The following is a 14,389-nucleotide window of genomic DNA, read 5'->3' as shown; positions in this document are numbered from 1 at the left end:
CGGTCGGGTTGGAGAGGAATCTGGAGCGCGCTCCGCGTGGAGGTGGGGTGGGAGACCGGCGCCGATTGCGCGCATTCAAGCGTCCACGGATAACGGTGAAGGCGGGCAAGCCTCCGCAGGCGGGCAGCCGGCTGCAGACGGCCGTGCAGGCGGGGGCGCATCGCCTTGCAGACGGGCGCTCCCCGGGCGAGGATCGAGGGGCAGGCGACAGACGAAGCGCGCCCCGGCGGGCTCGCCGTGGCGCAGATCTCCAGCGCGGCCATCCGCGGGGACGAGGGCGAGCGTGCCGCCGTGCCGCCGGACGATGTCCGTCGAGATCGAGAGCCCGAGGCCCGTCCCCTGCCCTCGCGGCTTCGTGGTGAAGAACGGATCGAAGATGCGCTGCGCGAGATCGGGCGGTACGCCCGGGCCGCTGTCGGAGATCGCGACGGCCGCCATGTCCTCGTCCTCGTCGATCCAGGTCTCGATGCAGATCGCGGGCGCGCCGGGCGGGCCCGGCGCCGCTTCGCCTTCGCCCGCCCCCTCCGCCCCGGCCGGCGGCGCGGAGGCCCGCGCAGGCGGCGCGGAGGCCCGCGCAGGCGGCGCGGCGCTCGCCTCCTCCAGCGCCTGGATGGCGTTGACGAGGAGGTTCATGAACACCTGGTTGATCTCTCCGCTCTGGCAGGTGACGGGCGGCAGCTCGCCGTAGCGCTTGATCACCTCGATGCGCGCCTGTCGGAGCCGCGGGCCGAGCAGGAGCAGCGTCTCCTCGAGCCCGGCGTGCAGATCGACGGGCAGCGGCTCGCCGGAGGCGCGCGAGAAGCTCTTCAGGTTCGTGACGATGCGGACGCTGCGCTCGACCGCGCGGTGGACGAGCGTGGAGATGCCGACGAGATCGTCGAGCGCCGCCTCGGTCTGGAGCTGCGCGCGGAGCGCTTCGAGCGCGCCGCGGCGGTCGTCCGGGAGCTCGCGCTCGGCGGCGCGGTAGGCGTCGAGGACGGCGCGGAGCTCCGCGGCGAGCTCCTCGATCGGCTGGGCGGCGCCGGCGATGGCGTTCAGGGGGTTGTAGATCTCGTGCGCGACGCCGGCGACGAGCTCGCCGATGGAGGCGAGCCGCTCGCCGTGGATGAGCGCGGCCTGCGCCCGCTTCAGCTCGGACAGGGCGCGCGTGAGCTCCGCGGTGCGCGCGGCGACGTTCTCCTCGAGGCCGGCGCGCTCGCCCTCGAGCTCGGCGATCGTCCGAGACAGCGCCTGCCGCATGCGCTCGACGCTCTCGCCGAGGCCCACGACCTCCTTCGGCCCGGACAGCCGCGGCACGGCGGCGTCGAGCTCGCCGCGCGCGACCTCGTCGGCGGCGCGGGCGAGCTGCGCCATCGGCCGCGACAGCTCGCGCGCCGCCCGCGCGACGACGCCGAGGGCGGCGAGCACGAGGAGGGAGAACGAGGCGAAGAGCGCGGTGATGGCGTTGAAGTCCTCGTCGAAGGACGAGCCGGTCGCCAGCGCGCGGTAGAGGCCGATGGAGGAGAAGAGCGAGAGGAGCCCCGTGAACAGGAGCGGCAGCCCGAAGTCGCGGAGCATGCGCCGCCGGAGGGGCATCGGGGCCGCGCCGCCGCGCTCGGGCGCGCCCGTCCACGCGCGCAGGAGGTCGACCGCCCGCGCGACCGAGTCCTTGTGCCACGCGCGCTGGTAGAACGAGACGCCGAAGGCGAAGAGCGCGCCGAAGCCGAGCTGCATGAGCGCGTCGGCGACGCTGAAGGTGGCGCCCGGGCTGAAGGTGGCGCCGGGGCGCACGTAGGCGATGCCGATCGCGGTGCACCCGAGCCACAGCGCGAAGTTCAGGGAGGCGAGGACGTCGGGGAGCCGCTCGGCGCGGGTGAGGCCGCGGCCGAGCAGGGCGCGGTCGCCGGAAGGGCCGGCCCGGAGGGCGGCGACGATCGCGCGCGTGGCGGGGCGGACGGCGAGGGTGAAGCCGAGGGTGCCGGAGAGCGCGAGGAGGGGGACGACCTCGAACCACGCCTGGAACACGACCTGGCTCTGGGTGCGGAGGAACGCGACGCAGAAGAGCAGCATGACGTGCCCGCCGACGATGCCGGCGGCCGTCGCCGACTCGGCGAGCCTCGGCCGGAGCGCCGCGGCGAGGGCGCGCGCCGAGTCGGCCTCGGAGGCGCCGCCGTCGGCCGCGTCGGCGCGGAGCAGGCTGCGGTAGATGGCGCGGCGCATGCCGCCGGCCATGACGCCGAAGGCGACGGCCGTGACCAGGAGGCCGAGCCACGAGGGGGGCGTCGCGTGGCCGATCCCGAGCGGACCCGGCCAGGAGGAGGGCGCGGGGGGGGCGCCCAGGAAGGCGAGCGGCGAGACCGCGAGCGGCCACGAGAGGGTGCGGATCGCCGCGGCGATGGCGAAGCCGCGATCGCCGCGGCGGACGAGCACGCCCGAGAGCGCGGCCGAGAGGGCCATCGAGGCGAGCAGGAGGATCGCCGGCCACGGCGTGGTGAGGGCCGCGGGGACGACGGCGGAGAGGAACAGCAGGGCCGAGAACAGCTCCCAGCCGGTCGCGACGAGCTCCGCGCGGGCGCGCGGCGCGCGCGGGGCGCGGAGCTGGGAGGGCGGCGGGGGGCTCACGGGACGGGCGGCATGGAAGCGCAGGGCGCGCGCCCTCGCAACGGCGCGCGCCCTCGCAACGGCGCGCCGGCGCGCCGGGCCGCGCGTCAGCGGCCGGAGAGGCGCACGCCGGGGAGGACCTTGCGGCGCTCGACGACCTCCTCGAGCGCGTCGGCGTCGATCAGGAGGTGCGCCCGCAGGCTGTCCTCGATCGCCGAGAACACCTTGCCCTGGTACCGGACCTCACCGCCGGGCCCGGCGGCGAGCCAGTAGTTGCCGCCGGGGCTGCTGTCCTCGCCCGCCGCGCTCGGGACGTCGAGGAGCGGCCCCGCGTTGCCGGGGAACGGGTCGGGCGGGGACGCGAAGGCGGGGAACGGCGGCGCGGGCGCGGAGGGCTCGGCGCTGGCGGAGAACGTGAGCGACGCGCCGGGCTCGAAGCTCACCGAGAGGACGCCGCCGCGCGCGGCGACCACGACGCCGGGCGTGCGATCCTCGACGACGACCTCCTCGATGACCTTGCCGGAGACGAGCAGGAGCGTGTGGTTGCTCGTGATCCGCGAGCTCTCGGCCGTGAGCTCGCGGCGCAGCGCGATCTCGTGCGAGACGTAGAACTGGAGGCTCTTCACGTCCCTGTCGGACAGGTCGTGCTGCACGCGGAGCTCGTGCGTGAACGGGACGAGGCGGGGGCCGCAGCCGGCGAGGAAGATGGCGGCGAGCGCGAGGAAAAGCGCGGCGGGCGGCATGCGCCTGCGCGCGGGGTGGCGCTTGCGCGGAGCGTGAAAAGAGCGGACGCGGACCAGCATGGGAACCCTCGTGACGGCGCTCCGGCGTGAAGACCGGGGGCGCACCTCTTCGCAACGGGGCGGCCGGGCGGAGCTTACAGCGCGAGCGCGTGCGGCGGCGGCGGCTCGAGGCCTTCCTCCCGGACGACGACGCAGCCAGCTCAGCGATCCGGAAGGGGCATGCCCGAGATCGTTGCCAGCGCCCGGACGAGCTTGTCGAGGCTGTCGGATCGCCTGCGGACGAGGGCGATGTCGATCCTCCGTGTCTCGCTCAGCTGGTGCGTTGTCGGCAGGTAGCCCGGGACGAGCCGTCTCAGCACCTCCTTGGCGCCGCGTATGCTCTCCGGCATGGGGGCTCCAGCCCGCCGCAGGGCATCCTCCGCAAAGTTGAGAAGCAACCACGTCTCGTACTCACAAACAGCCATCACGGCGTCGCCGGACATGAGCTCCTTGACCACGCGCGCCGCGTCCGGGCCCCAGGTCGCAGGGCAATCGGCGTCCGCGTCGCACAGGACGAGCACGGCGTCGGCCTTCCGGGTTTGCCGCGCGAGCAGCACGGCGCGGCGCACCCCCTCGGCGTGACAGAGGCGCAGCGGGCTCTTGCGCGTCCCGTCCACCAGCTTGCCACGAGGTTGCCGGATCGGATCCTGATCGACGATCCACGCAATGTCTCCGAGGTACTGGCGGAGGATCCTCGTACAGAGGTTCGGGATGGCAGCGACCTCGCCCTTGCCCTCGACGATGCAGACGAGCCGCCTCATCGGGCTCAGAGCTGGACGCTCGCGGGTTCTTCCCCCTCGATCCGCAGCGGCTCGGAGCGCATCAGCTCGGCGACGGAGAACAGCCCTTGTCGAACGACGTCGCGCTGCGCCGAGGAGAGCGGACCTATCTGCGTCACCCCGTCACGGTACGAGCACACGAGGATCTCCTCCTCGCGCGCGGCGTCGAGCAGATCGGCGCTGTGCGTGGTGATCAGCAGAGAGCCCCTCGTCGACGCGTCCTTGAGCACATCGAAGAGCAGCTGGGCGGCTCCGACGTGGATCGCGACCTCGGGCTCCTCGATGATCACGAGCTCGTCTCCGGTCATCTGCTGGGCGGCGACGAGGATCCCGAGCGCGCGAAGCGCGCCGTCCGACATCTCGCTCGCCGAGAACCGCGCCACGTGTCCTCCGGGCTGACGCTGCTCGAACTTGAGGAGCAGGAAGCGATCGAACGCCTCCACGGCGATGCGCAAGAGCCCCGGGACGATCTGCTGCATGGCGGCGAGGACGCGCGCCTGCCCTTCGGCATCGAGGCTCCGGAGCGCCACGGCGATGTTGTTCCCCGACTCGTCCAGGCGGGTGTTCTCGGTCGCGACCTGCGGCTTTCGCATGGCCTCGGCGTCCAGCCGGATCCGCGTGACGTTCCTGAGCGCTGTGGCCGTGGCGAACTCGACGAGCTGGCGCGCGAACACCATGGCGCTCGCGGTCTCGCTGGGCATGTAGGCGCTCTCGCTCGAGACCAGGCGCGTCCCCGACGCGGTCTCCACCTCCAGTCCCTCGGGCGTCCGCTCGACCCAGAGCACCGGGGCGCCTCGGACGAATCGCTCGATGGTCTCACTGCGAAACGCCCACAATCCATCGCCCTTCGCGCGGATCGTGAACCGGTGACGCAGGTAGTCTGTCTCCAGGGCCGCGCGCGACGTCGCGGCGCGGACGTCGACGTGCACTTCGGTTCGGTCATTCTCCTCCGCCGGCTGCCAGCGCCTGATACCGGCGAGTCCGCCGCGCCGCTCGACCGCGGTCGCGGCGTCCGTCGCGACGTCGCGCGCGAACACGATAGCGTCTGCGAAGTTGGACTTGCCGCTGCCGTTCGGGCCGACGAGCACCGTGAAAGGGGCCAGCTCGACGCTGGCCTCCGCGATGCTCCGGTAGTTCCTGAGCTCGACGCGCCGCCACATCTGTACCGGGGCTTCATCGCTCGGTGGCGCGCCGTCGTCGACATACCGGCGCACTGCCAGGCTGAACCCGTTCGCCGCGATCTCGTCGACGTCGACGAGGCGTGCAACACCAGGGACGTCGCTGGCCGACCGGAAGGTCGTCGCCATCTTCACCACGTCATCGGGCCCGAGCCGGTTCCTCGTACGCCCCTCCTGGACCCCTCCCGAGGCGTCAATGAAGAGCACCTTTCGCTTTCTCGACGCCGGCTTGTCGCGGCTCAGTACGAGGAGCGCAGCGGGGCCCCTCCTCGCTGGCAGCAGGTTGGCAGGGAGCCCGACCACCGCGTCAAAGAGGTCGTCCTGCAGCATTCCCTTGCGGATTTCCCCCTCGGTTCCTCCGCGAAACAGCACGCCGCCGGGCGCCAGCATCGCCATCACCCCCGAAGGGTGGAGGCTGGCGAGCATGTGCTGCAAGAAAGCGAATTCACTGCGGTTTCTAGGAGGCACGCCATACCGGAAGCGCGCGTGACGGTCGCGCTCCACCACGTCATGCCCCCCCCACGAGAGGCCGACCGGCGGAACGCAGAGGACGCGGTCGTGCTGCACGAGATGCCCGTCCACGGTGCTGCGCGGATCGCGAAGCGTGTCACCCCTGTCGATCTGTGCGTCCGGCAGACCGGCCAGGAGCATGTTGATCCTGGCGAGCGTCCAGGCTTCGATGCTCTTCTCCTGACCACGGAGCGAGAGGCTTCGCCCGTCTCCGCCGCGGCGCTCGACGTAAGTCGCGCACGCGACCAGCAAGGCGCCGTAGCCGCACGCCGGATCGTAGATACGCATCCCCTCGGAGGGGGCGAGCAGCTCCGCCATCAGCTCCGCGATCGCGATCGTGGGGTGGGGCTCACCGGCGCGCTTCGCGTCCCGGAGGTCCATCTCCTCGAGAAACATCTGGAAGGCGCGCCCCAGCGTGTCGGGCGTGGCCAGATCCCCGTCTCGAAGCGACATCCCCGAGAGGAGCTGGACGAGCCTGTAGAGGAGGCGGAGGCGCTCCCTGCGATCCCCGAAGCGTCGCTCGTCCGTGAAGTCAACCCAGGAAAGCACGCCGTCGAGAGCCGGATTGCTCTCCTCGAGCGCCGCACAGGCCCGGTTGAGCGCCAGGTCGACCTCCGGAAAGCTCCCCTCCACCGTCGCCCATCGCGCGTGGACCGGCACGGCGACGTTGAACGTGGAGGGTTCCGCGTCGTTGAGGCGCTTCAGGAGGAGCAGGACGGCGATCGTCATCCGGTGCTGCCCGCTCGGACCGAGCGCGTGCCGAAGGAGTTTGTCTGCCTCGAGCAGGCAGCCCACGATCTGTTCCTTCGTCAGCCGACCGTCTTGCGCTGCGCTCCTTGGGCCGAGCCGGGCCGCTACGGCTCCCTGTGCTCCCGCGGCGCCGCGCGCCGCGCTCTCAGGGGAGCGGTCCTCCAGCAGACGCGCGACGAGGACGGTCTTGTCACGCCCGCGAGCGTCGAGGCCGAGCGCACGGCACAGCTCCTTCAGCTCATCGATGCGCAAAGCGCGCAGCAGCTCCTCGACCTGCAGCTCCGGCGCCGAGAGCATCGCGTCGATGATCGCCGCCTTCTTCCGCCGGTCGGGCAGGTCGACCCCGAAGCGGTCGGCCAGGGCCGTGAGATCAGCCCGGGGGAGCAGCAGCAAGACGTCGCGGGGCGTCGGCATGGCTGCGCGAACGATACACGCGCGCACCGCGGGTCGCGAGCCTGCCTCCTTCCGCCGCCGCTGCCGCCGCTGCCGCCGCGAACGTCATTCCCTCGCCCCCGCGCACGCCAGGGTCGCGCGCTCGGCCACGCGGGCTTGAGCGCAGCACCCCCTCACTCCCAGTACAGCGTCGCCCGCCCGATCGCCGTGAAGGGCCACCCCGGCGAGTAGTGGATCCCCGTGACCGCGGCCGGCTCGTACGGCAGCCGCGAGTCGCTCGCGAACTGGACCTCGCGCCACGTCGTGTCGAGGAGGTTCTGGATGTCCACGGCCACCTCGACGTTCCTCCACCGGAGCCCCGCGTTCGCGTCGACGACCGTGAACCCCTCGGCGGTGAGCGACTCGTCCTCGGTCGCGGGCCGCGCGCCGATCGCCTTGATCCGCAGGGCGGCGAACGGCGTGAACGCGCCGAACGTCGGGCGGACGCCGACCCCCGCGGTCAGCGTCCGGGTCGGCGCGAGGGCGACCGCGCTCGCGTTGCCGGCGTTCACGCGGAAGCGCGCGCGGGTGAAGGTCGCGTCCACGTCGGCGAAGAGCCAGCTCCCGAGCCGGTAACGCGCGCCGATCTCGACCCCGTAGCGCCGCGTCTGCCCCGACGCCTCGGTCACGCCGGCGTCGCCGCTCCAGACCAGCTCGGAGTCGAGATCGAGCAGGAACCCGGCCGCGCTCAGCGAGAGCCCGCGCACGGGCGCGACCCGCGCGCCGACCTCGTAGCCCGTCGCGGGGGTGATCAGCGTCGCCGCCCCCTGGGCCAGCACCACGCCCCGGGCGTCGTTCGAGTGGAAGCCGCGCCCGTAGTGGGCGAAGAGATCGACCCCGTCGATCGGCGAGACGATCGCCGTGAGCTTCGGGAGGAGCTGCATCTGCCCCTGGGCGCCGCTCGACCTGTTCCCGGTCGCCTGGAGGTCCTCGCGCAGGTCGTCCACGTTGACGTCGATCCACTGCCCGCGCGCGCCGAGCACGAGGCGGAGCCAGCGCCGGAGCCGGGCGTCCTGCTCGACGTAGACGCCGATCTGGCCCTCGTCGATGTGGGTCCGGTCCCTCTCCTCGAGCCGCTCGCGCGCCTGGTCGTGGTGGAGCGACTTGTCGATCCCGTCCGCGCGGAGCTGCGCGCCGAGCGAGGTCGTGAACCTCGCCCCCCCGAGCTCGAACTGCTTGCGGAACCGGAGATCGGCGCCTGCGACGGTGCGGTCGTCGTTCTGCTCGATCTGATCGCCGTGGACGGGGTCCTCGCTGAAGAACGTGAAGTTCGAGTACAGCGTGAAGCGATAGCTGAGGAGGTAAGCCATCGCGCTCAGGTCGGCGTCCCGCCACGCGGTCGAGAGGGAGACGGACCCCATGTGCCGCGCGGTCGACCCGCCCTCGGTCGGATCGACCGCGCCGAAATGATCGATGCACGGCTGTCCGAAGGCGGAGGGCGGGGGGTTCAGGCCGCCCTGCTCGCCCTCGCCGCACACGGCGCGCGCCGGGATCTGGCCGGAGCCGGACCAGGTCGACCCGTAGGACATCCAGGTCATCTGGACCTTCCCGGCGCCGCCGAGGTCGTGCGTCGCCCTCAGGAACACGTTGAAGCGCTCGAGCCGCTCCGGATTGAGGAACGGCCCGTCGTTCCGGTAGACCTCCGCCGCGGCCACCGCGCGCCAATCGTCGCCGAGATCCGGCGAGGCGATCACGAGGCCGCGCAGGATGCCGTACTGCCCCACGCTGAGCTGCGCGGTGCTCTCGTCGAGCTTCTCGGCGAAGCGGAGGTTGACGGCGCCCGCCGTGCCGAAATCGCCGATGCTCGCGTAATAAGGCCCCTTGTAGCCGTCGAGCCCTGTCACGAGCTCCGGGATCATGAAGTAGAGGTCGGTGAAGCCGTGCCCGTGGCCGTGGCTGACCAGGTTGACGGGCACCCCGTCGACGAAGAAGGCGACGTCGGTCCCGTGGTCCGCGTCGAAGCCGCGCAGGAAATACTGGTTCGCCTTGCCGCCGCCGGCGTGCTGCACGGCGAAGAGCCCGGGGACCGCCTCGAGGATGTCGCCCGGCCGGAGCCTCGGCCTGAGCTCGAGCTCGCGGTACCCGACCGAGACGCGCGAGGCGGCCTCGCTGCCCGGCTTCTCCGCCTGCACCGTGACCTCGAGCGCGCCCCCGTCCGCGGGTGCCTCCGGCGGCTCGACCTCGGCGCGCGCCGGCCGCGCGGTTGCCAGCAAGAGGGCCAGTGCGGCGATCCAACGGAGCGGATGGCGGTGTTCGTGGCCGTTCGTGACCGTCTCGCGGAGCATTCGTGTCCTCCTTCGCTGCAATCGCGCGGAGCGGCGCCGGGCCGCTCGTGTCGAGCTCCGCGAGGAAGAAAAGGCGAATCCGGCGCGATGCGCTGGACCGACCTCTCGCCCCCACGGGCGACCGAAAGGCATCGCGGGGGGCGGTTCGGGATCCGGGACGTGCGCAGAGATGCACCGGCTCGGACCTAACCGCCTCCCTCGAGGCTCCCAGGTCGAACCGGCATCGGATGTCTCCCCGTCGCCGGGCGCTGGCAGGTCTTCGGGCTCGCGAGCGCTCCGGCCGGGCCGGCTTCCTACTGTCCACCGCTTCCCAGCCCTCGCGGGCCAGTGCTTGTCGTGGGAGGTCGTTCTCGCTTACCGCTGCGGGGCAGCCCCGGAATTTCACCGGGTTCCCTATTCAGCCTGGACAGGCGCCCAGGCACCAGCGCGGGCGCACCCTACGGTAGCGCCCCTCCGGCTGTCAATCGCTCCCGCTCACCTCGCCCGCTCCGCTCGCAGGTCTCGCGCCGCGCGCGGTCCGAACGTTCGAGCTCTAGCGAGGATGGGCTCGCTCCTCCGTGGAACGCGTGCTAAACGGCCGCCGCTGTATATATGCCGCGTAATGACCTCCGCAACATCGCCATCGTCGCCCACGTCGACCACGGGAAGACGACCCTCGTCGACCACATGCTCCGCCAGTCGGGCGCCTTCCGGGAAAACGAGGTCGTGGCCGAGCGGGTCATGGACTCGAACGACCTCGAGCGGGAGCGCGGCATCACGATCCTCGCGAAGAACACGAGCATCCGGTACCGCGGCGTCAAGATCAACATCGTCGACACCCCCGGCCACTCCGACTTCGGCGGCGAGGTCGAGCGCACGCTGATGATGGCCGACGGGGCGCTGCTCCTCGTCGACGCCGCCGAGGGCCCGCTGCCGCAGACGCGGTTCGTGCTCTCGAAGTGCCTCCAGCGCGGCTTCCCGATCATCGTCGTCATCAACAAGATCGACCGGAGCGACGCGCGCGCCCACGAGGTGCTCTCCGAGGTGTTCGACCTCTTCTGCGATCTCGAGGCGAGCGACGGGCAGATGGACTTCTCGACGCTCTACGCGGTCGCGAAGTTCGGCCAGGCCAAGCGCGAGCTCGAGCACGAGGGCACGGACCTCGTGCCGCTCTTCGAGACCATCCTCGAGCGGGTCCCCGGCCCCTCCGGCGACCCTGACGGGCCGCTCCAGGTCATCGTCTGCAACACGACCCACGACGACTACGTGGGCCGGCTCGCGGTCGGCCGCGTGGTCCGGGGCACCGCCCGGTCCGGCGCCGACGTCGCGCTCCTCGGCGAGGACGGGCAGTCGCGCGGCTACGTGAAGATGCTCTACGCCTACGAGGGGCTGAAGCGGGTCTCGGTCGAGAGCGCCGTCGCGGGCGAGGTGATCGCCATCGCGGGGCTCGATGCGGTCACGATCGGCGACACGATCGCGGATCCGGCGAGCCCCGAGGCGCTGCCGCGGATCGTGGTCGAGGAGCCGACGATCAAGATGAAGATCGGCGTGAACACGTCGACGTTCGCCGGCAAGAGCAAGCAGTCGAAGTACCTGACGAGCCGTCACCTGAAGGAGCGGCTCGAGCGCGAGGCGATGAAGAACCTCGCCATCCGGGTGGAGCCGACCGAGGTGCCCGACACGTTCGTGGTGCTCGGCCGCGGCGAGCTCCAGCTCGCGATCCTGGTGGAGACGATGCGGCGCGAGGGGTACGAGATGCAGCTCTCGAACCCCGAGGTCGTGACGCGCGAGATCAACGGCGAGGTGATGGAGCCGGTCGAGCTCGTGGTCGTGGACGCGCCGGACACCTACGTCGGCATCGTGACCGAGCGCCTCAGCGGCCGGCGCGGCCGGATGGTGAAGATGACGAACCCCGGCTTCGGGCGCGCGCGCCTCGAGTTCCGGGTGCCGTCGCGCGGGCTCATCGGCTTCCGTGGCGAGTTCCTGACGGCGACGCGCGGGACGGGCCTGCTCAACACGATGTTCGACGGCTGGTCGCCCTGGGGCGGCCCGATGATGCGCCGCCCGACAGGCGCCATCGTCGCCGATCGCATCGGCGTGGCGACCCCGTACGCGCTGCACCACCTCCAGCCGCGCGGGATGTTCTTCATCGTCCCCGGCGTCGAGGTCTACGAGGGGATGATCATCGGCGAGCACAACCGGCCGAACGACACCGACGTCAACGTGATCAAGGAGAAGAAGCTCTCCAACGTGCGCAACCACGGCAAGGACGAGAACGTCCTCCTGGCCAGCCCGCGGCTGCTCACGATCGAGACGGCGATGGAGTGGATCGACGGCGACGAGCTCGTCGAGGTCACGCCCGACGCGGTGCGCGTCCGCAAGAAGGTGCTCGCGTGCAACCGCCGGGAGCGCCGCGAGGACGCGATCGAGCAGTCGCAGGCGGTGGAGTGATCGGCCGGGGGCGCCCGGCGGCGAGCGCCCCTCCCCTGCCCGCCCGGGTGTAGACTCCCGGGGATGAGAACGACGCTGCTTTCAGCGCGGTTGGCTTCGCTCGTCGCGCTCGCGGGGGCGAGCGCCTGCGGCGGGAGCGTGGTGGTCGACGGCTCCCCGGGGGGCGACGACGGCTCCGGGGGCGCGAGCGCGACGTCGAGCGCGAACGCGACGTCGAGCGCGAGCGCGAGCGCGGGCCCGCAGACGGCGAGCTCCAGCGGGACGGGCTCGGCCGAGTCCGTGAGGGCCTCGTGCGATTTCTTCTGCGAGCTCTTCGATGACACGGCGTGCCGGGAGCCCGGCTGTCGCGAGGCCTGCGTCGCTCTGCTCTCGGAGCCGCGCCCCTGCAACGACCTGACCGCGCCGTACTTCGACTGCATGGGCGGGATCGTCCACATCGGGTCGTTCACGACCTGCGAGGAGATCTCGGCGTGGCTCGATCCGCTCTTCGAGTGCCTGGGCTCCCGCGAGTCGGCGTGCGACACCGATTTCGTGTACATGGACTGCGCGCCTGCCTTCGAGGCGCACAGGGAGTGTCAGCTCGGCCAGGGCCGGTAGCCGGGAGCGCGCGTCACCGGGTCTCGCGCGGCCGCGCGCCGGGCCGCAGGGCGCCGCGCAGCGGCCCGAGGGCGTCGATGACGAACGCGACGACCGCCTTGACGCGCGGCACCCCGCGCGTGTCGCGGTGCACCCCGAGCCACAGCGCGCGCTCGGGCGGGGGCGACGGCGGCGAGAGCAGGCGCAACCCCGCCGTCGCGTCGCCCAGGGTGCGCGGCAGGCAGACGAGCCCGACGCCGGCGGCCCCCATGGTCGCCTGGGTCTCGCGGCCGTTGGTGCGGGCGGCGACGCGGGCCTTCGCGGCGACGGCGCGCAGCCATGACAGATCGGCGATGGCCGGCGGCTCGTCGTTCATCGTGACGAGGGCGTGGCCCTCGCACTGCCGGTCCCAGTCCGGCAGGCCGCGCTCGGCGAGGTAGGCCTCCGACGCGTAGAGGCCGAAACCGATCCGCGCGACCTCGCGCTGGAAGACCTCTTGGTGCTCGAACGCGGCGGGGCGAAGGGCGATATCCGCCTCCCGCCGCGGGAGGCTGAGCCAGCGCGCATCCGCGATGAGGTCGACGGAGATGGCGGGGTGGCGCGCGAGGAAGGGGACGAGCAGCGGCCCGAGGACGCGGACGGCGAGCCACTCGGACGCGGTGATGCGGAGGTGGCCTCTCAGGCCGGCGTCGCGGCCGGAGGCGGCGCGCTCGGCGGCGAGCGCCCCCTGCTCCATGCGCTCGGCGTGGCCGAGCACGCTCTCGCCCGCGGCCGAGAGCGCGAACCCCGACGGCGAGCGCTGAAAGAGCTTCGCCCCGAGGCGCCGCTCGAACGCGTCGATGCGCCGCCCCACGGTCGGCTGGGTGACCTTGAGCGCGCGCGCGGCGGCCGAGAGGTTGCCGTGCCGCGCGACGGCGAGGAAGTAGCGCAGATCGTCCCAGTCGAGCATGGCTCCCGCGCGCGGGGCGCGGCGGCCCGGGAGCGCGCCGCGCCATGCAAAGATGCATGGCGAGTATACGGCGATGGCGGATCGCCGGGCAACGGCGGAGCGCGCATGCTCTCCTCCACGCATTCGCGCGCTCGTCTCCGGCGCGTCTCCGCGTGCCCTGGCGCGTTGTCGCCTTCTCTCCGCGTGACTCCGCGTGATTCCGCGTAATTTCGCGCGCTTCACATCGGATGATCCGATCGAGGACAGCATGCATTCGAGTCGTCGTGAATTCCTCAACCGCGTGGCCGGGACCGCCGCGACAGGCATCCTGGGCTCGGCCCCGCCGGCCATGACCGCCTCGTGCGTCGCCGAGCGCGGGCCGGCGCCGCCGCGGCCGGCGGCAGGCCCGAAGATCAGGGCCATCGCCTTCGACGCCTTTCCGATCCTCGATCCGCGGCCGATCGCCGCGCTCGCCGAGGAGCTCTGTCCGGGCAAGGGAGCCCTGCTGAGCGAGGCCTGGCGCACCCGGCAATTCGAGTACACGTGGCTCCGGGTCGCGGCCCGCGAGTACGCCGATTTCTGGCAGGTGACGGCGGACGCGCTGGTGTTCGCCGAGCGGGCGCTGCGGCTCGATCTCGGCGAGGACAAGCGGGCGCGGCTCCTCGGGGCGTATCTCGATCTCGACGCGTGGCCGGACGTGCCGCCGGCGCTCGAGTCGCTGCGGCGCGCGGGCGTCCGGCTCTCGTTCCTGTCCAACTTCACGCCGGGGATGCTCGACGCCGCGATCGAGCGCTCCGGCCTGGGAGGCCTGTTCGATCACGTGCTCAGCACCGACCGGGCGCGGACGTACAAGCCGGATCCTCGCGCGTACCGGATGGCGCTCGACGCGTTCGGCCTCGCTCGCGAGGAGATCCTCTTCGTCCCGTTCGCCGGCTGGGACGCCGCGGGCGCCCGGTGGTTTGGCTATCCCACGTTCTGGGTCAACCGCATGGGCCTGCCGGCCGAGGAGCTGGGCGTGAGCGCCGACGCGATGGGAGCGACCCTGACCGATCTGGTAGAATTCGTGACGGCGGGGGCGTGAACGGCATGAGGGCGAGGGCGGACGAGTGTCAGGCCCGCTCGCGGCAAGCCCCCCTGGCGGTCCTGGCGCGCGGCGGGC

9 protein-coding genes and 1 riboswitch are annotated in these 14,389 nt (G+C 72.2%); of the genes, 3 read left to right on the top strand and 6 right to left on the bottom strand.

Annotated elements, in window-relative coordinates; genetic code table 11:
• Nucleotides 1-75: 75 nt before the first annotated feature.
• From WMF36_RS05385 to WMF36_RS05365, 5 genes are all read right to left on the bottom strand, one after another.
• Nucleotides 76-2,601, bottom strand: a complete 2,526-nt coding sequence (locus WMF36_RS05385) for an ATP-binding protein (RefSeq protein ID WP_437578533.1) — start codon at nucleotides 2,599-2,601, stop codon at nucleotides 76-78.
• A gap of 86 nt (nucleotides 2,602-2,687) precedes the next feature.
• Nucleotides 2,688-3,383 (bottom strand): DNA-directed RNA polymerase, encoded by a 696-nt coding sequence (locus WMF36_RS05380; RefSeq protein ID WP_437578532.1) that lies wholly within the window; start codon nucleotides 3,381-3,383, stop codon nucleotides 2,688-2,690.
• Between the two features lie 140 nt (nucleotides 3,384-3,523).
• Nucleotides 3,524-4,123 carry a hypothetical protein gene (locus WMF36_RS05375; RefSeq protein ID WP_437578531.1) on the bottom strand — a complete coding sequence of 200 codons (600 nt, stop codon included), beginning with the start codon at nucleotides 4,121-4,123 and terminating at the stop codon, nucleotides 3,524-3,526.
• Nucleotides 4,124-4,128: 5 nt separating this feature from the next.
• Nucleotides 4,129-6,993, bottom strand: a complete 2,865-nt coding sequence (locus WMF36_RS05370; RefSeq protein WP_437578530.1) for an N-6 DNA methylase — start codon at nucleotides 6,991-6,993, stop codon at nucleotides 4,129-4,131.
• A gap of 152 nt (nucleotides 6,994-7,145) precedes the next feature.
• A complete protein-coding gene (locus tag WMF36_RS05365; protein WP_437578529.1) occupies nucleotides 7,146-9,296 on the bottom strand; it encodes a TonB-dependent receptor in 2,151 nt (716 codons plus the stop codon).
• Between the two features lie 245 nt (nucleotides 9,297-9,541).
• Nucleotides 9,542-9,724, bottom strand: a riboswitch (cobalamin riboswitch).
• 163 nt (nucleotides 9,725-9,887) lie between these two features.
• Here WMF36_RS05365 and typA point away from each other — a divergent pair.
• Nucleotides 9,888-11,726 (top strand): translational GTPase TypA, encoded by a 1,839-nt coding sequence (gene typA, locus WMF36_RS05360; protein ID WP_437578528.1) that lies wholly within the window; start codon nucleotides 9,888-9,890, stop codon nucleotides 11,724-11,726.
• A 63-nt stretch (nucleotides 11,727-11,789) separates the two neighbouring features.
• Complete coding sequence (locus WMF36_RS05355) at nucleotides 11,790-12,323, top strand: hypothetical protein (RefSeq protein ID WP_437578527.1); 534 nt, start codon at nucleotides 11,790-11,792, stop codon at nucleotides 12,321-12,323.
• Between the two features lie 13 nt (nucleotides 12,324-12,336).
• On the opposite strand, the gene WMF36_RS05350 is transcribed toward WMF36_RS05355, so the two are convergent.
• Entirely contained in the window at nucleotides 12,337-13,251 is a 915-nt protein-coding gene (locus tag WMF36_RS05350; RefSeq protein WP_437578526.1) for a LysR family transcriptional regulator, read from the bottom strand.
• A gap of 247 nt (nucleotides 13,252-13,498) precedes the next feature.
• Between WMF36_RS05350 and WMF36_RS05345 the strand changes: the two genes are divergently transcribed.
• Complete coding sequence (locus WMF36_RS05345) at nucleotides 13,499-14,311, top strand: haloacid dehalogenase type II (protein WP_437578525.1); 813 nt, start codon at nucleotides 13,499-13,501, stop codon at nucleotides 14,309-14,311.
• Nucleotides 14,312-14,389 lie beyond the last annotated feature (78 nt).

It is taken from the genome of Sorangium sp. So ce887 (assembly GCF_051521455.1).
Classification (GTDB): Bacteria; Myxococcota_A; Polyangia; order Polyangiales; family Polyangiaceae; genus Sorangium.
Note: the sequence above shows the minus strand (reverse complement) of the source record. Positions and strands in the feature narration are given on the sequence as shown.